Here is an 18,810-nt window from a genome sequence, read left to right as displayed (position 1 = left end):
GACACCGGGGAGATATCTAGCTAACCCCTCGGCACCACCAGCGCATCGACGATCGTGACGCCCTGCCCCTCCGGGTGCACCAGCACCGGATTGACCTCGATCTCGGCGATCTCGTTCGCGTGCTGGGCCGCCAGCACCGAAATCTGCGAGATCAATCGCGCCAGCGCCGCGACATCCGCCTTCGGCGCGCCGCGGAAACCGTGCAGCAGCGGCGCGGCTTTCAGCGTCTCCAGCACCGTGGTCGCTTCTTCCACGCTCACCGGCGCGGGGCGATAGACCACGTCCTTGAACAGTTCGGTGGTGATGCCGCCGAGCCCCACCATCACCATCGGCCCGAAGGTCGCGTCCGTCATGGTGCCGACGATGATCTCGACGCCTTTCCTGGCCATCGGCCCGACCAGCACGCCCTGGATTTCAGCGCCCGGCCGCTGCTTCTGCACCGTCTCCAGCATGTCGCGATAGGCCGTGAATGCCGCGCCCTTGGCGGCGATGTTGACGCGGACGCCGCCGACCTCGCTCTTATGCGCGATCGCGGGCGACTGGATCTTCATGACCAGTGGAAATCCGGCGCGCTCGATCGCAGCGTCGAGCCCGTCGCGGTCGGTCACCAGCACCTCATCCGGCAGCGCAATGCCGGCCGCGCGCAGCAGCGATTTGCTGTCATATTCCGACAACGTCTTCGACGTGAGATGCATGGAGAGATCGTGCGCCGGCGACGCTGATGCCGAGATCTCCGGCGCGGGCTTGAAGCCGGCATAGTCCGCCAGCCGCCGCATTGCGACGCCGACATGGGTCAGTCCCGAGAGCACCACCACGCCCGACTTCGCCAGCTCCTGCCGCGCGAATTGCGACGGCAGCGTGTAGGAATAGAACACCACCGGCTTGTTCTGCGCCGCGATCACCGGCTTCAGCTCGGCTTCCTTGAACGGCATCCGCGTCTCGCTCGACAGCGACAGCACCACCAGCGTCGCGTCCACTTCATCAGACGTGTCGAACAGCTCGATGCTCTTCTGCAGTCCGCCGGATGACACGCCCTGCGCGGTCACGTCGACCGGATTGCCCGCCGCGCCGTAGGACGGCATCCATTGCTTGATCTGGCTCTGGATCGCGGCTGAAAGCTCCGGCACGCGCAGGCCCTGCATCGAGACGGTATCGGCGCCCCAAATGCCGGCGCCGCCGGACACCGTCAGCACCGCGACGCGATCGCCCTTCGGCAGCGGATTGGTGGTCAGAACCGCGGCAATGGTCACGGCCTCGTCGAGGTCGTTGGAGACGATGAAGCCGTATTTCGCGAACACCGCGTCATAGGCCGCCGACCAGCCGGCCATGCTCGCGGTGTGCGAGGCCGCCGCGCGCTCGCCAGCGCCGGAGCGGCCCACTTTAGTTACGATGACGGGCTTTTTGAGCTCTGCGGCGCGCTTCGCCGCCGCCAAAAACTTGTCGACGTCGCGGATACCCTCGATGAACAGCAGGATCACGTCGGTCGAGGCATCCTGCACCATGTAGTCGAGGAACTCGCCGGCGCCGAGATCGCTCTCATTGCCGGCGCTGACGACATAGCTCAGCGCGACGCCGAGCGCCTTGGCGCGATGATAGATCGCAAAGCCGATGCCGCCGCTCTGCGCGACGATGCCGATCCGCCGCTTGCTGGCGACCAGATCGGGCGCATCCGGCTTGACGTCGACGGTCGGGCTGAAGGTCGCGGCGACCTTCTGCGCCTGGCTGTAAAACCCTTCGGCGTTAGGGCCACTGATCCGCATCCCGGTCCGCTTCGCCAGCGCGACGATCGCATCCTGCATGTCAGCGCTGTCGCCACCTTCCTCGGCAAAGCCGGACGAGATGATGACCGCGTTCTTCACACCGGCCGCCGCGCATTGCTCCAGCGCCGGCAGCACTGCACGGGCGGGAATGACGATAACGGCAAGATCGATCGGCGCGCCGATCTCGGCGACCGACTTGAAGCATTTCAGCCCGTCGATCTCGTCATAGTTCGGATTGATCGGATAGAGCGCGCCGGGATAGCCGTTCTTGCGCAGCATCGCGAGCAGCCGCCCGGGAATCTTCTCATGATCGCGCGAGGCGCCGATCAGCGCGATGCTCTTTGGTGCGAAGAAGGTATCGAGCGGATGCGGCATGGGGGCGTGTTCCCAATTGTTGTTGTTGCTCTTGACGATATTGGATCACCGCCGCCGGCTCAACCGCTCTCCCCGCAAGCACCAATCGTTCACCGTCACCCTGAGGTGCGAGCGAAGAGAGCCTCGAAGGGTGCACGGCCACCAGCCGGGCCGTGCACCCTTCGAGACGCCGCTTCGCGGCTCCTCAGGATGACGGGAGAAAGATGCGTAGCCCGGATACAGCGCAGCGCAATCCGGGGGCCGGTCTATCCGCGAAGAACGCGGCGGCCCCGGATTTCCCTTCGCTGCATACGGGCTACGAAATCACGCCGTCAGCTTGAACGTCACGCCGCAGAGCTGGAACTCATCGCCCTTCACCGCACAGCCTCTCGTCTTCGCCGCCTCCAGCACCTTCGCCTTGTCGGCGACCTTGAACGTCAAGCCGCTCATGATCGCGCTGTCGCCCTTGACGAAGCGGAAGGTGCTGTTCGGCAGCTTCACCACGGCACCATCGGCGGGAATGCCGATGATCCTGCCCCAATGCGTCGCCAACGCCTCAGGCTCGGGGCTCTGCATCTCGACCGTGGTCAGCGCCAAAGTCGTGTCCTTGCGGATCGACTTCTGCCAGTCGGGGCCGGCCGGCGGGTACGGTCCCAGCACGTCGTCGCTGCCGTCGGTGTGGTTGAACTCGATGAAGGCGGCTCGGCAGTCGCGCGGATGCAGCTGCACGCCGTGATATGGCGCGTGCGTGATCACGTTGGCGGTGCGCACGCCCATCGCGTTGGCCTTGGCGCCACGCGCGTCGGGATCCTCACAAACGAAGATCGCCATATAGCCGCCGCGGCCGCCGGTCTTCTCGATGAAGCGGCCGGCCGCCGTGCCCGGCCCCGGCTGGAACGGCGCGACGACTTCGAGCAGGATGGTATCGACCGGCAGCAGCGCATTCTCGAGGCCGTATTTCGCGACGTTGCCGTCGCGATAGCAGACGTCGAGGCCCATGATCGCGGAGATGTCCGCGATCACGGGCGCAAGCTGCGGCGCCACCAGGCAGATCTGCCGCAGCCGCATGTACTCGGCCATGGTCTACTGCCCCTGGAAGGTGGGCTTGCGCTTCTCGACGAAGGCTTTTGCCGCTTCCTTGTGGTCCGTGGTCTCGCCGGCACGCGTGTGGTGGATCGCCTCGCCGTCGAAGCAGGCTTCGAGGGTCATGGTCTCGGCATTGTTGATGTTGCGCTTGATGTAGCCGAGCGCCACCGACGGCCCCTGCGCCAGCGACCGGGCCAGCTCCAGCGTCTCGGCCTCGACGTCGGCATCAGGCACCACCTTGGAGACCATGCCGAGATTGTATGCTTCCTGCGCCGACAGCACCGGCGACATCATGTAGAGCTCGCGCGCTTTCGCGCTGCCGAGCATCTTGGTCAGGAAGTAGGTGCCGCCGTAGTCGCCGGAGAAGCCGACCTTGGCGAAGGCGGTGGTGATCTTGCAGGAGGCGCCGGCAACGCGGAGATCGCAGGACAGCGCGATCGAAAGCCCGGCGCCGGCCGCGGCGCCGTCGAGCTGCGCCACCACCGGCTTCGGCATCTGGTGCAGGATGCGCGAGACCTCCATGCCGCGGCGCAGGTTGGCCATCTTGGCCTCGAACGGCAGCGGGGCGCGGCCTTCCGCCATCGACTTGACGTCGCCGCCGACGCAGAAGGTGCCGCCGGCGCCCCGGATCAGCACGGCGCGCACCTCGGTATCGTCCTGCGCCCGCCGCGCCGCCTCGACGAGGCCGCGCGTCATGTCGGGATTGAGCGCGTTGCGCCGATCGGGGCGGTTCATGGTGATGGTGAGCAGGCCCTTGTCGAGGGATTGGAGGACCATCTGATTATCGCTCATGGCGTTTTGCCTTTCGTTGTTATTTTGAATCCGTCATTCCGGGATGGTGCGTAAGCACCAGACCCGGAACCTCGAGATCCCGGGTTCGTGCTTCGCACGCCCCGGGATGACTGCGTGACTTCGTCACTTCGTCACTTCTTCACCAGCGGGCAGCGCGACTCCGACAGCGGCTGGAAGGCCTGGTCGCCCGGCACGGTCGCCACCAGCTTGTAGTCGTCCCAGCGGCCCTTCGATTCCGACGGCTTCTTGACCTCGAACAAATACATGTCGTGCACCATACGGCCGTCCTCGCGGATCTTGCCGTTCTTGGTGAACATGTCGTTGATCGGGCTCTCCTTCATCACCTTCATGACGGCGGCCGCATCGGTGGTGCCGGCGGCCTTCACCGCCTTGAGATAGTGCGTCACCGAGGAATAGACCCCGGCCTGTGCCGAGGTCGGCACCCGCTTGGTGCGCTCCATGAAGCGCTTCGTGAAGGCGCGGCTGTCGTCGTTGAGATCCCAGTAGAAGGCTTCCGCCAGCAACAGGCCCTGCGCGGTATCGAGCCCGACGCTGTCGATGTCGGTGACGAAGGCCAATAGCGGCGACAGTTTCTGGCCGCTCTTGGTGAGGCCGAATTCGGCTGCCTGCTTGATCGCGTTGATGGTGTCGCCGCCGGCATTGGCAAGGCCGATCACCTTGGCCTTCGACGCCTGCGCCTGCAGCAGGAAGGACGAGAAATCCGAGGTGTTGATCGGATGCCGCACGCTGCCGAGCACCTTGCCGCCCGACTTCACCACGACGTTGCTGGTGTCCTTTTCCAGGTCCTGACCGAACGCGTAGTCCGCGGTAAGGAAGAACCAGGTATCGAGACCGGATTTCACCGCGGCAAGGCCGGTCACATTGGCCTGCGCGAAGGTGTCGAACACGTAGTGCACGGTATAGGGGCCGCAGGCCTCGTTGGAGAGGCGGATCGAACCCGGACCGTTGAACATGATGATCTTGTTGCGCGCCTTGGCGATTTCGGCAGCGGCGAGCGCGGTCGCGGAGGCCGCGACGTCGAAGATCATCTCGACGCCCTGGTTATCGATCATGTCGCGGGCGATGTTGGCGGAGAGGTCAGCCTTGTTGAGATGGTCGCCGACCACGATCTCGACCTTGCGGCCGAGCACCTCGCCGCCGAAATCCTCCACCGCCATCTTGGCAGCGGTTTCGCTGCCCGAACCGGTGATGTCGGCATAGAGGCTCGACATATCGAGGATGCCGCCGAGCTTCAGCGGAGGCTTGTCCTGCGCCAGCGACGCATTCGCCGAGATCGCAAACGCACAGGCCAACACGCCGGCCAAAACTCGTCTCATTCCAATCCTCCCTTGCAGCGCGGACCTCGTTCCAGCAGGTCCGTTTCGAGGGCCGGATCATGCCGCATGGCCTGCACTGCAGCAAGCCGCAGCGGCAGCAATCTGTTTTCCACTAAGCGGAATGAAGCGCCGCGCCGGAGCTTTCGGCCGCGCTGCGATCAGAGATGAAAGTCGGGAACGGTCTGATGGGGCGTTCCCGCCGGCAGGCCGAGGAACAGGTACTGCATGCCATAATGTCCGGCGAATGCCGATGCCGTTGCATCCATGATGATGCGACCGCCCAGATCCAGATGCAATTCTGGCCGGGTAATGGCCCCGAGTGTGTAGGCCGGCACGATGGTCTCGTTGATATGCAGGGCGTCGAACACGGCGGACACCGTCGAAAGCGAGGCCGCATTGCCGGCCAGGTCGACGACATCGGCGCCATTGGCGGCGAAGCTGGTCACCGCCAGCGAGCCGGCGCGATCGGTCGACGACACGATGTGATCGAATACCAGCTTCGAGGAATCGCCGAGCAGCGCCGTCGCCGCGGCGTCGTAGATTGCGGTGCCGCCATCGTTCAGCGTCAGGCTCGGCGTGCCGCCATTGACATGCACCGCCTCGTTGAAGCCGACCGTCAGCTGGACCAGCGAACCCGGCGTCGCGACGCCACCGGAGGGCGTCGCCGTGATTCCGGTGAGATGAGGCGCCGTGGTGTCGAGGGTGAAGGTCAGGTTGGACGATGCGCTGACATTGCCGGCGGCGTCGACCTCCTGCACCGTGACGGAGTGCATACCATCAGTCGTAAAGACCGGCGCCGCCGTGGAGAAGCCCGACGCGCCGTCGGCCTTGTAGCGCAGCGTGTCGGCCGCATCGAACTTGGTGTAATCGATCAGCGGATTGCTGGTGATGTGGTCGGCGCTGGCGACGCCGGTGTCGCGGTGCAGTGCCAGCGTCGGCGCCGATGGCGCCTTGGTGTCGCCGGTGAAGCTGACCGCATTGCTCGCTCCGCCGGCATTGCCGGCGATGTCGGTGTAGCTCGCCCCGGCAACCGAAAGGTCAGCCGCCAGATGGTCGGTGACATCGGCCGTGAAGGTCGCGGTGTAGATATCGTGACCTGCGCCATTGATGCCGACATGGACGAGGCTGCCCAGCAGGCCGCCATGGACCGTGACGTCGCCGAGTCCGAAACCTGCGACCGCCTCGGAGAAGGTGAACGTCATCAGCGCGGTGTCGCCGGCGTGCAGCAGGGTGTGATCGGCCGCCACCGATACCGTCGGCGGATGCGTGTCGCCACCGATCGTCGCGGTATTGCTCGCCGCGCCGATATTGCCTGATACGTCGGCATAGCTCGCGGCGGTGACCCGGATCGAGCTCGCCACGACGTCGTTGATATCGGGCGTGAAGGTCGCGGTGTAGACGTCCTGCCCCGACACGTTGAGCCCGACATGGACCAGATTGGTCACCGTGCCGCCGGCGACGACGGTATCGCTGAGCGCAAAGCCCGCGACCTGCTCGGAGAAGGTGAAGGTGACAACCGAAGTCTGGCCCGAAAGCACCGTGCTCGGGCTCGCGGCAACCGACACCGTCGGCGCCCTGGTATCGCCAGTGAAGCTGATGGTGCCGCTCGCCGCACCGGTATTGCCGGGAACATCCGTATAGCTCGCGGCGGTGACTTGCACCGAGCCCGCTTCAGTGTTGCTTTCGTCCGGCGTAAAAATTGCCGTGTAGACGTCCTGGCCTGATGCGTTGACGCCGACATGGACCAGATTGCCCAACGCCCCGCCATGCACCAAGACGTCACCGAGCGCGAAGCTCGCGATTTGTTCGGAGAAAGTGAACGTCACCAGCGCGGTCTGGCCCGCCAGCAGCGCGTGACGGTCAGCCGCGATCGACACCGTCGGCGCCAGCGTATCGCCGCCGATCGTCGCGGTGTTGCTTGCCGCGCCGGCATTGCCGGCCACATCGCTGTAACTGGACGCATTCACCTTCACCGAGCCGGTCTCGGTGTCGCTGACATCGGGCGTGAAGGTCGCGGTGTAGACGTCCTGCCCAGCACCGTTGAGCCCGACATGCACGAGATTGCTCAGCGCGCCGCCATGGACGGTGATGTCGCCAAGGGCGAAGCCCGACACGGTCTCCGAGAAGGTGAAGGTCGCGACCGAGAGGTCGCCGGCCAGCACCGTGTCGGGATTGAGCGTGACGGAGACCGTCGGCGCCAGCGTGTCACCGGTGAAGTTGATGGCGTTGCTGGCAGCGCCGGCGTTGCCGGCCGTATCGCTATAGCTCGATGCATTGACCTGCACCGAGCCAGCCTCGGCGTTGGTGACGTCGGGCGTGAAGGTCGCGGTGTAGATGTCCTGGCCGGCGCCGTTGACGCCGACATGGACAAGGCTGCCCAACGCGCCGCCGCTGACGCTGATGTCGCCGAGCGCGAAGCCCGCGACGGCCTCGGAGAAGGTGAAGGTCACGACCGCGGTCTGACCGGCGAGCAGCGTACCATGGTCAGCCGAGACCGATACAGTCGGCGCCTTGGTGTCGCCGCTGAAGCTGATCGTGTTGCTCGACGAGCCGGAATTGCCGGCCGTATCGCTATAGCTCGATGCATTGACCTGCACCGAACCTGCCTCGGTGTTGGTCACATCCGGCGTGAAGGTCGCGGTGTAGACGTCGTGGCCGGCGCCATCGATGCCGACATGGGTGAGGTTGCCCAGCGAACCGCCCTGGACCGTGACATCATCCAATCCAAAGCCGCTGACGGCCTCGGAGAAGGTGAACGTGACAACCGCGCTATCGCCGGCAACCAGCGTGGTGTGATCGGCTGCAACCGCCACCGTCGGCGCCTTGGTATCACCGGTGAAGCTGATCGCGCTGCTTGCCGCGCCGGCGTTTCCGGCGCTGTCGGTATAGCTTGACGCGTTGACCTGCACCGAGCCCGCCTCGGCGTTGGTCACGTCGGGTGTGAAGGTTGCCGTGTAGATGTCCTGGTGCGCGGCGTTGACGCCGACATGCACGAGGTTGCTCAGCGCGCCGCCGCTCACCGTCGTGTCCGTCAACGCGAAGCCGGTAACCGCCTCGGAGAAGGTGAAGGTGACGGTCGAGGTCTGCCCGGCCAGCAGCGCGGTCGAGCTCGCCGCAACCGACACGGTCGGCGCGATCGCGTCGATCACGAGATGCAGGTCGGTCGCCGCATGGGTCACGTCGGCGTCCTGGCCGCCGGGATCCCTGATCGTGCCGCCGTTGAGCGAGAGGCTCTGCACCTGAAGATCGGACGTGCTGTCGCCGTCCTGCACCGTGTAGCTGAACACCAGCGCCTGCGAGCCGCTGCCGCTCAGATAGGTCGCGGCCTTGCCGTCGTTGAGCAGCAACTCCGGCGCGCCGGTCACGTTCACCGTGTTGCTGAAGTTGACGGTGATGGTCACTACCTTGCCGGCGTTCAGGATCGTGAGATGATCGGTGGTGTCAGAAGTGACCGAGGCGATGCTCGCCTGTGACCGGATCTCGAGATGCGGAGAGGCCGAGCCGTCGGACGCCAGCATCAGCGAGCCGGCCGAGGCGCCAGCGCCAAAACTCAGGTTCAGTGATGCGAGCGTCGTGCCGCTGCCGCTTTTCACCAGCAACACGCCGTTCGCATAGGACAGCGTCGTCGTGGCATCATAGGCGATGTTGCCGAAGTCGACGGTGTCGCCGCCGGCAAAGCCGGTGATCGACGTGCTGAAGGAGGCGCCGGAGAATGCCGCGGCATCGAGCACGAGTTTTTCGGTACTGCCGTCGGTGAAGGCGATCGCGCCGGTCCCTGCCGCGCCGTTCGCCGCCAGCTCCAGGATGGAGCCCTTGATGACGGTGCCGCCCGAATAGGTGTTGTGCGCGGACAGCACCAACCGGCCGCCGCCGGTCACCTCGACATCACCAGGCGTCGTGCCATCGGAAATGACGCCGCTCTGGGTGACGGTCTCGCCGGCGGCGACGTTGAAGACCGGATCGCCCGCGACGGTGATGTTGCGGGTCTGCGTGAAGCCGTCGGTGAAGCTGATACCGGTGCCGTCGCCAAGCTTCAGCACATTGGTCACCGCGCCGAGATTCACGTTGGCGGAGATCGACACCCGGGTGCCGGCGCCGCTGACCGTGGTATTGCCGGTGTAGGTGTTGTTGCCGCCGAGGAAGACGGTGCCGCCGCCGCTGATGGCGAGGCCCCCAATGCCCGCATTGGCACCGGTGCCGCCATTGCCGCTCTGGTCCGCGATGTCGTTGGCAACCGTCAGCGTCTGGCCGCTGGCCGGCGTGAAGCTGAGATTGTTGTTGCCCTGGATGAAGATGCCGGAGCCGAAACCCGAGCCGCTGGCCTGGCCGATGCCATTGGTGCCGCCCTTGACGGCGCTGAAGCCGGAATCGTTCGACAGCGAGCCGCCCTTGACGGTCAGCGAGCCGCCTTGCTGAACGAAGATGGTGCCACCAGCGCCGAGGCCGCCACCCCCACCCGCCGTGCCATCACCGCCGCCGAAGCCGCCGAGCCCGCTGACGCCGCCACCGCCGCCGAAGCCGCCACCGCCGCCATAGCCGCCGCCACCACCGAAGCCACCATTGCCGAACGCCCCGCCGCCACCGCCGTAGCCACCATTGCCGCCGTCGATTGCGTTGCCGCCGCCGACGCCACCGCCGGTACCGTGCGCGCGGTTGTTGTTGCCGAAGAAGCCACCCGCGCCGCCGCCGCCATTGGCGCCGCCCGTTCCGCCATACCAGTAAAGCATGGTCCCGCCTCCGAACGGGATCAGGTAGCCGTCGACGCCTTTGCCGCCCCCCGCGGCGCCGGGAACGATGCCAGCGGCCCCGTTCTGAAATGCGGCAGAGTTCGCACCCTGTGCGTGAAGGCCGATGCCGCCACCGCTGCTGTTTCCGCCTTGGCCCCCCATGCCGCCACCACCGCCGAAGCCGTCGATGTTGGCGTTGCTCGCGGTACTGCCGGTTCCGCCGTTGCCGCCGATCGCGGCACTGTTGTGAAATACGACATTGTCGATCGTGGCGCTGCCGTTCGCCGAGACGAACAGGGCGCCGCCGAGCCCGGCGCCACCGCCGCCGCCGCCCTGGATGATGCCGCCGCCGGCCGCCACCGTGTTCTGGATGGTCAGGTTCTCGAGATTGACGTTGCCCGCATAGACGAAGAAGCCACGCTGGGCGTTGAGGCCGTCGATCGTGTGCGTGCCGCCGTGGCCGTCGCTGCCGTTGATGGTGACGCTCGATCCGCTCAAGAGATTGAGCGCGTACAGCTCCGACGAGAGGCTGAAGCTGGCGGTGATGTTGATGGTGTAGTTGGCATTCGGCGCGGCGTTCTGGCCGCCGGAATCCATCTGCAGGATGGCCGCATTGAGCTCGGTGACGTTTGAGACATTGAAGACGCGGGTCGACACAAGCTGCACGACCGTGCCGCCATTCGCATCCTGCGAAAGCTGGAAGCGGGCGCCGCCGTCGAGCCCGTTCACCGTCAGCGTATCCGTCACTGTGCCGTTCGAGATCGAGAGCGTGTTGCCGGAAAGACTGACCGTGTTGAGCGAGGTATTCTGGGTGTTGTAGTGCAGCCCGGTCAGGTCGATGGACTGGCCGGGATTGAAGTTGGAGATGCTGTTGGTGAGCGCGTTGCCGGTCAGCGCGGCGTCGTCGATCTTCAGCGTGCCGGGAAGGCCGGTCGTGAAGGAGATGTTGCCGGTGCCGGCTGCGCCGGCCGTCGCAAGCCACACTGTGCCGGAATAGATCGTCGTGCTGCCATAAGTGTTGGCATGGCCGAGCACGAAGGTGCCGCCGCCGTCGATGCCGAGATTGCCGCCGCCACTGATCAGGGCGGTATCGGTGACGGTTGCGCCGTTCGCGATCTTCAGGAGCGAGCTGCCGCCGACCGAAATTGAGTCGTCGAACGTGCCGCCCGTCGTCAGCGAAAGATGCGCGCTGCTCAGGTTGAGCGTCCCGGTCAACCCCGCGAGCTGACCGAGCCCGAGCTGCAACGTGCCGGCGCCCGACAGCGTGAACGTACCGGAGCCGCTGATCGCGCCGGTGTCGGCAATCGTGCCGGACGAGATGTCGAAGGTGCCGCCAGCGGCGGTGACCTGGATGTTGTGGGTGAAGGTGTAGCCGCCGGTCGTGGTCAGCGTGCCGCCGTTGAGGATCAGCGCACCGGCCGAACCGCCGATGTTGTTGTCGGCCGTGATCGAGAGAGTGTTGCCGGCATCGATCTGCGTGCCGCCGACATAGGTGCTCGCACCCGTCAACGTCAGCGTACCGCCGCCGGAGACGACCAGCTTGCCAGTGGTGCCGCTGCCGCTGATGCCCCGCTCATCGGCGATGCTGTCGCCGATCGTCAGCGTGGTGACGGTCTGCAATCCCTCGAAGACCGTGGAAACGGTGTGCGTCGGCGTGACGACCATCGTGCCCTGGATGAAGATGTCACCATAGGCGGAGCCGTTGCCCGCACCATTGGCACCGGTGCCGCCGGTCTCGGTCGCATCCATCAAGGTGCCGCCGATGACGGTCAGCGTGCCGCCTTGTTGAACGAAGATGTCGCCGCCGGCGCCAAGGCCGCCGCCACCGCCGCCGGCGAGCGAGCCGCTGCCGGCGCCGAATCCGCCGGTGCCGGGCGTGCCGTTCGAACCGCCGCCTCCGCCGCCGAAACCGCCATTGCCGCCGGTATGCGCGTATCCGCTGCCGTTACCGGAGCCGCCGCCACCGCCGGCGAAACCACCATTGCCGCCGCCATAAATGCCGCCGCCGCCACCGCCGCCCATGCCGCCGGCGCCGCCGAAGCCGATCAGGGTGCCCGAGGGGCCGCCGCCCACCGAGTTGGCGCCGCCGATGCCGCCGCCGCCGCCACCGACACCGCCGCCACCACCGCCGCCACTCGCGCCACCGCCGGCATGTGCTCCGTAGCCTGAGCCGCCGTAATTGTCGGCGCCCTGTCCGCCGCCCGCCGCACCTTCGATCGTCGCCGGTGTGCCGCCCGCGGTCTGCGCCCCGGTCGAGGGATGCTGGCTGTCGGAGCCCGCCTCGCTGTAACCGCTGCCGCCATTGCCGTGATAGCCGTAATAGTCTTGGCCGCCGAAGCCGCCGCCACCACCACCGCCGCCATTGCCGCTGCCGCCATCGGCACCGATGCCGCCGCCACCGCCGCCGCCGGCCGGATCGACCACGCCGCCATCGCCGCCCTTGGCCGTGTTGCTGCCGAAATTGACGTTGTTCAGCGTGACGTTGGCGTTCTGTCCGACGAACAGGCCGCCGCCGAGGCCCGCGCCGCCGCCGCCACCGCCGACCCCGCCATTGCCGCCGCTCGCAACCGCGTTGACGATCGTGAGGTTCTTGAACGTCACCGTGCCTGATGTGACGACGAAGCCTTGATAGCCGCGCGCATCGATGATGTCGCTATAGTCCTGTCCGCCGAGTTGATTGTTGTAGTCGGAGTTGCCGTCGAAGGTCAGCGTTGAGCCGTTCATCAGATTGATGGCCGGCAGATCGTCCAGCAATTGCAGCGTGCGCGCGCCGGACGAGAGCGAGAAGTTGATGACGTAATCGGTGTTGGCCGCAGCCAGACCACCGCCGACGCTGATCGCCGAGATCGCGTTGTAGAGCTGGAGATAATCGTGCAGCGGATCGCTGGTCGTCAGCGTCAGAACAACGGGATTCGACACAAGGACCTCGGCAATATGCGTGAGCGACCGCAATCGGTCGCCTTTCAAAAAATTGCCGAATAGTTACCTTGCGCCGCAAGTCATTGGCAACAATAACGAATTCTCATTCCGCGCACGGAGTTGCAATCATGAATGGGTAAGGTTGACGCGTGTGAGGGCCGCTCGACGCACGATCGGACGGCAATTTTCGTCACGACAAGGGGTGCTGAAGACGAGTTCGTCCCGCGACAGGCACGCATTGATGTGAAACACCAATTTCGCCTGTGCACGCGATGAGAAGCGCCGCAGAAAAATTGACCACCGAATCAACGATGGCATCCCTCGATGCGATTTCGCTTCGCTTGTGGTGGCTCTGAAGCGATCTTTCCGTCAGACTGTCCTTGTTGGCGACCACGCTCCGAGCGGAGCGCGCCGGAGTGACGAGTGCCGCATGACGCCTTCACGCGATAGAGCATGGCGTCGCCGTCCGTGGGCGGTGATGATGACAGCATGCGTCCTCGCGATCGGCGCGTGCAGCGGACGCGCCGAAGCGGCTGGATGCAATTTCGAGATTCAGGGCGAGGGTCGCGTCGCCGCCATCGTCGATGCGCGCAGCCTGCGGCTCGACGACGCCCGTGAGGTCAAGCTCGCCGGTATCGAGGTGGCCGACAAGGCGAAGACCATCGCTGCACTGACGGCGCTGCTGGTCGGCCGCGAGGTGACGCTGCGCGGACAGGACGACACGCCGGACCGCTATGGCCGGCAGCCGGCCTACGCATTCCTCGAAGGCAGTGAGAAGCCCGTGCAAAGCGAGTTGCTGCGCCAGGGCCTCGCTGTGGCGTCATCCGAGGTCGCCGACAAGGACTGTGCGGCGGCGCTGATGGCGGCCGAGGCCGAGGCCAGGGCCGCCCGATCGGGAACCTGGGCCGAGGCCACCGTCATAAAAAACGCCGAAAGTTCCGCCGATATTTTGACCGGGATCGGGCGTTTTACAGTGGTCGAGGGCAGGGTTTTGTCCGTGCGTCAGGCGGGCGCGACGACCTACCTGAATTTCGGTCGAAATTGGACTCAGGACTTTGCTGCGACTATTTCAAGGCGCATAGTCCCTGCGTTCGAGGCGGCCGGGCTTGCGCCCAAGTCTCTGGAAAATCGTAAGATTCGTGTACGAGGCTGGGTGGAAGCACGACGTGGGCCGCGAATCGAACTGCTCCGGGTGGGGCAGCTTGAAGTGCTCGGCGGGAACTAGAGGCCCAAGGGACTCAAGAGACCCAGGGGCCATGCCCCGGTCTTTTTACGGGACAATTTGTGAGTTTTTGACGTGATTGAGCGCGCAGGACGGCGTGAAGAGGGGACTGGCCGCCGCCTTTTGGCTGCGCCGGCGCTCGTCTGCGCCGCCCTGACGCTGTCGGCCTGCGGCAATGTCGGCCGGTTCGAGCAGGCCGCGCCCACGGCAGCAGCGGCGCCGGTAAAGCCGAACCGCGTGGTACAGCAGACGCCCACGAGCGAACGCGAACATGAGCGCATCCTGTCGTCCTATGGCGGCGCCTACGACGACCCGAAGCTCGAGGCCCTGATCAGCAAGACCGTCGAGCGGCTGGTCGCCGCCTCCGAACGGCCCGACCAGGCCTACAAGGTCACGATCCTCAATTCCGGCGCGGTCAACGCCTTCGCGCTGCCGACCGGCCAGCTCTATGTCACGCGCGGCCTGATTGCGCTCGCCAGCGACACCTCCGAGCTCTCCTCGGTGCTGAGCCACGAGATGGCGCATGTGCTGGCCAAGCACGCGGCGATGCGCGAGGACCAGGCCCGCCAGGCGGCTGTGGTGACGCGCGTCGTCACCGACATGAGCACCGATCCCGATCTCACCGCGCTGGCGCTCGCCAAGACCAAGCTGACGATGGCGAGCTTCTCGCGCCAGCAGGAGTTCGAGGCCGACGGCATCGGCGTCGGAATCGCCGCTCGCGCGCATTTCGATCCCTACGGCGCGGCGCGCTTCCTGACCGCGATGGAGCGCAATGCCGCGCTCAAGATCGGCAAGACCGCGCTCGATCCGCGGGCGCAGGACTTCACCTCGTCGCATCCGGCGACGCCCGAGCGCATCAACAACGCGCAGACCACCGCACGGCAATACTCATCGCCCGAGAGCAACGAGCGCGATCGCGAGACCTATCTCGCCGCGATCGACAACATCGTCTATGGCGAGGATCCCAGCGAAGGGTTCGTGCGCGGCCGCCGCTTCCTGCATCCCAAGCTCGGCTTCACCTTCACCGCGCCCGATAATTTCACGCTCGACAACACCGCGCAGGCGGTGATCGGCGTGCGCGAGGGCGGCAGCCAGGCGATGCGCTTCGACGTGGTGCGGGTCCCGGCCGAGCAGTCGCTCGGCGACTACCTGAATTCGGGCTGGATGGAAGGGGTCGAGAAGTCCTCGACCGAGGACCTCAACATCAACGGCTTTCCGGCGGCGTCGGCCACCGCCCATGGCGACCAGTGGCAGTTCAAGGTCTATGCGCTGCGCTTCGGCAGCGACGTCTACCGCTTCATCTTCGCCGCCAAGCAGAAGTCCACCGAGAGCGAGCGTAACGCGCGCGAGACCGTCAATTCGTTCCGCCGCCTGACGCTCGACGAGATCCAGGCCGCGCGCCCGCTGCGCATCAAGGTCATTAACGTGCAGCCCGGCGACACCGTGGAATCGCTGTCGCACCGCATGTCCGGCGTCGATCACCCGGCCGAGCGCTTCCGCGTGCTCAACGGCCTCGACGCCCATGCCCAGGTCAAGCCGCGCGACCGCGTCAAGATCGTGGTGGATTGAGGCCGCGAGGCGTCGTGCTCGCGCCTCACCACCGCTGTCGTCCCGGCGAAGGCCGGGACGACAGGCTACATTCTACTTCGCCTTCTCCTTGAGGAAGGCAATGATGTCGGCGCGATCCTTCGGGTCCTGAACCTCGTAGAACATCTTGGTGCCCGGAACCATCGTGTCCGGACCGGTGAGCCATTTGTCGAGATTCTCCTCGGTCCACACGATCTTCGAGTTCTTCAGCGCCGGCGAGTAGTCGTAGCCTGCGACGGAGCCGGCTAGGCGGCCGACGACACCCTTGTGCATCGGGCCGACGTCGTTCTTGTCGATCGAGTGGCAATCGCCGCAGCCCTGGTACAGCGTGGCGCCGCGCGCCGCATCTCCCGCGGCACGGGCGCTGTTCAGGGCGAGCAGAATCGCGATGGCCGCCATCGCGGCAATTTTGGCTTGCCGCGGCGCCAGCACGCCTGCGATCGAACGAATGCTCATTCCCGGGGCTCTCCTGTTTGCCACCACAACAGGAGCAGGCATGCCGCGATTCTATTCCCTGGAATGCCGCGCGCTCGCGCGACCGGCGACTGACGAAGATTTTTGAGCCAACCGGGAATTTCCCCGCGCGCCGCCGATCTCTATCGAAAGCTGCCACCTCCGCAGCGGCGCCGGGCTATTGGAGCATCCCCAGTGTTTCAGAATCGGTTCGGCGCCGTCGCTCGACTTGCCGAACTCGGGTGCGTGCTTGCTGCGCTCACACTCGCAGCAGCCACCGCCGCGCGCGCGGACGGCTGTCCCAAGCCGGGCGACGAAATCGCGACCGACCGGCCCGACGTCACCAATTCGAGTATCGTCGTGCCGGTCGGGAGCCTGCAGAACGAGAACGGCATCAACCTGACCGGCCGGAGCAGTGGCCGCAGCATCGACGGCAGCAACAGCCGCTGGCGGCTCGGGATTGCGCCCTGCCTCGAGGTGCTGATCGACCTGCCGAGCTATGTCGGCACCGTGAAATCGCCCGGCGCGTCGGGCTTTTCCGACGTCGCGCCTGCCATCAAATGGCAGATCAGTCCGCTGCCGGGGAAGATCGACCTCTCGATCACGGCCGGCGTCGCGCTGCCGACGGGCGCTGCCGAAATCGCCGGTCGCGGCGCGCAGCCCTACATCCAGTTGCCGTGGTCATGGGAGTTGCATGACGGCTGGGGCGTCAGCGGCATGTTCACGGAATTCTTCCGCCCTGCCGAGCTGACCGGCCGGCACATGTCGGAAGCGACCTTCGTGATCGAGAAGAAGCTGACCGAGCGGATCAGTGTGTTCACCGAATATGTCGGCGACTATCCCGACGGTGCGCGGCCGACCCAGCTCATCAACTCCGGCGGCCTGTACCAGATCACGCCGACCCAGCAGGTCGACTTCCATGTCGCGTTCGGACTCAGCCGCAACTCGCCGAACTACATCGTCGGCCTGGGGTACTCGTTCCGCGTCGACGGATTGTTCCGCTAGCCCACCTCCCCTTGAAAAGGGGAGGTCGCTTTGCTCGCCAGAGCAAAGCGGGTGGGGATCTGCTCTCTCCGCTTGCAGCGGAGCCTATGGCTGATCCCAACCTTCCCCTTTCAGGGGGAAGGAGAAGAGTTCAACCCTCGGCTTCGCGCAATCCGCTCAGCCACAGCGCCAGCAGCGTCCACACCGCGCCCGACAACAGGTACGCACCGGCCGAGATCAAGCCGAAATGCGTCGCCAGCAGCAGCGCCGCGAGCGGCGCAAAGCCGGCACCGAACAGCCAGGCTAAATCCGAGGTCAGTGCCGAGGCCGTGTAGCGATAGTTGCGCGCGAAGCTCGAGGCGATCGCGCCCGACGACTGGCCGAACGACAGGCCGAGCAGCACGAAGCCGAGCACCATGTACACCGTTTCGCCGAACGCGCCGGCGTCGAGCAGCTGCGGGGCAAAGCCGCTATAGACCGCGATCGCGACCGCAGACCCGAGCAGCAGCGGCTTGCGGCCGACACGGTCGGCGATCATGCCGGAGGCGATGATCGCGGCGACGCCGACCATGGCGCCGATCATCTCGATGATCAGGAAGCGCACCGGGCTTTCCTTGGTGAACAGGAACACCCAGGACAGCGGAAACACCGTGACCATGTGGAACAGCGCAAAGCTCGCCAGCGGCGCGAAGGCGCCGAGCAGGATGTTGCGGCCCTCCTGCGCGATGGTCTCGCCGACCCGCGCCGGCTCGAGATCGCGGCTTTCGAACAGCTCGGAATATTCATCCGTCGCCACCATGCGCAGCCGCGCGAACAGCGCCACCACGTTGATCGCGAAGGCGACGAAGAACGGATAGCGCCAGCCCCAGTCGAAGAAATCATCCGCCGAGAGGTTGCCGGCGAAGAAGGCGAACAGCGCGCTGGCCACGATCAGCCCGAGCGGCGCGCCGAGCTGCGGCACCATCGCGTACCAGCCGCGGCGATGCGCCGGCGAATTCATCGCCAGCAGCGAGGCAAGGCCGTCCCAGGCGCCGCCCCAGGCGATACCCTGCAGCACGCGCGCGGCGGCCAACAGCCAGATCGCCGCGACGCCGATCGTGTCGTAGCCGGGCAGAAACGCGAGCGCCACCGTGGCGGTGCCGAGCAGGAACAGCGCGATGACGAGCTTGGCGCCCTTGCCGTGGCGGCGGTCGACCGCCATGAAGATGACGGTGCCGAGTGGCCGCGCGGCGAAGGCCAGCGCGAAGATGCCGAATGAATAGAGCGTGCCGGTCAGTTCATTGACGAACGGGAACACCAGCTTCGGGAACACGATGACCGAGGCGATCGCATAGACGAAGAAATCGAAGAATTCCGACGTGCGTCCGATGATGACGCCGATGGCGATTTCGCCGGGTTTCGCCTGCCCGTGACCTGATGCGGTCGGGGTGCCGTGAGCCATTGCTGGGGCTTGTGCCATCGCCGGAGAACCGTCCTTTGGAGCACGATCAAACCGGTTTTCCGAACAGACCGTGCTCAAACAAGAAAGTGAGGCCACGGGCAGATTGCCACGCGGTCCACCTCACCTTCTGACCCTTCATCCCGCAGTG

10 protein-coding genes are annotated in these 18,810 nt (G+C 65.8%); 3 read left to right on the top strand and 7 right to left on the bottom strand.

What is annotated here, in order from left to right; genetic code table 11:
* Nucleotides 1–20: 20 nt before the first annotated feature.
* The 5 genes from ACZBJS_RS31060 to ACZBJS_RS31040 all read right to left on the bottom strand — a co-directional run bounded on the left by ACZBJS_RS31060 (nucleotide 21) and on the right by ACZBJS_RS31040 (nucleotide 12,975).
* Nucleotides 21–2,135: an acetate--CoA ligase family protein gene (locus tag ACZBJS_RS31060; protein WP_463439689.1), complete on the bottom strand. Its 2,115-nt coding sequence runs from the start codon at nucleotides 2,133–2,135 to the stop codon at nucleotides 21–23.
* Nucleotides 2,136–2,438: 303 nt separating this feature from the next.
* Entirely contained in the window at nucleotides 2,439–3,194 is a 756-nt protein-coding gene (locus tag ACZBJS_RS31055) for a VOC family protein (RefSeq protein WP_316395860.1), read from the bottom strand.
* 3 nt (nucleotides 3,195–3,197) lie between these two features.
* The gene (locus tag ACZBJS_RS31050; RefSeq protein ID WP_076832822.1) at nucleotides 3,198–3,992 is read right to left on the bottom strand and encodes an enoyl-CoA hydratase; all 795 of its coding nucleotides are present in this window, start codon (nucleotides 3,990–3,992) and stop codon (nucleotides 3,198–3,200) included.
* 131 nt (nucleotides 3,993–4,123) lie between these two features.
* Nucleotides 4,124–5,329 (bottom strand): ABC transporter substrate-binding protein, encoded by a 1,206-nt coding sequence (locus ACZBJS_RS31045; protein ID WP_057020170.1) that lies wholly within the window; start codon nucleotides 5,327–5,329, stop codon nucleotides 4,124–4,126.
* 158 nt (nucleotides 5,330–5,487) lie between these two features.
* The gene (locus ACZBJS_RS31040) at nucleotides 5,488–12,975 is read right to left on the bottom strand and encodes an Ig-like domain-containing protein (RefSeq protein ID WP_463439688.1); all 7,488 of its coding nucleotides are present in this window, start codon (nucleotides 12,973–12,975) and stop codon (nucleotides 5,488–5,490) included.
* Nucleotides 12,976–13,453: 478 nt separating this feature from the next.
* Here ACZBJS_RS31040 and ACZBJS_RS31035 point away from each other — a divergent pair, with 478 nt between their 5' ends.
* A complete protein-coding gene (locus ACZBJS_RS31035) occupies nucleotides 13,454–14,200 on the top strand; it encodes a thermonuclease family protein (protein WP_057015130.1) in 747 nt (248 codons plus the stop codon).
* Between the two features lie 72 nt (nucleotides 14,201–14,272).
* Nucleotides 14,273–15,766 (top strand): M48 family metalloprotease, encoded by a 1,494-nt coding sequence (locus ACZBJS_RS31030; RefSeq protein WP_076824772.1) that lies wholly within the window; start codon nucleotides 14,273–14,275, stop codon nucleotides 15,764–15,766.
* 72 nt (nucleotides 15,767–15,838) lie between these two features.
* Here the strand turns inward: ACZBJS_RS31030 and ACZBJS_RS31025 are convergent, their stop codons facing one another.
* Nucleotides 15,839–16,240 (bottom strand): c-type cytochrome, encoded by a 402-nt coding sequence (locus ACZBJS_RS31025; protein ID WP_057015128.1) that lies wholly within the window; start codon nucleotides 16,238–16,240, stop codon nucleotides 15,839–15,841.
* A gap of 192 nt (nucleotides 16,241–16,432) precedes the next feature.
* On the opposite strand from ACZBJS_RS31025, the gene ACZBJS_RS31020 reads away from it, so the two are divergent.
* The gene (locus tag ACZBJS_RS31020; RefSeq protein WP_076824774.1) at nucleotides 16,433–17,242 is read left to right on the top strand and encodes a transporter; all 810 of its coding nucleotides are present in this window, start codon (nucleotides 16,433–16,435) and stop codon (nucleotides 17,240–17,242) included.
* Nucleotides 17,243–17,372: 130 nt separating this feature from the next.
* On the opposite strand, the gene ACZBJS_RS31015 is transcribed toward ACZBJS_RS31020, so the two are convergent.
* Complete coding sequence (locus ACZBJS_RS31015; protein ID WP_463439687.1) at nucleotides 17,373–18,662, bottom strand: MFS transporter; 1,290 nt, start codon at nucleotides 18,660–18,662, stop codon at nucleotides 17,373–17,375.
* Nucleotides 18,663–18,810: the final 148 nt, after the last annotated feature.

Source organism: Bradyrhizobium sp. KZN70725 (assembly GCF_055264925.1).
This window is presented reverse-complemented; position numbering and strand designations above follow the sequence as displayed.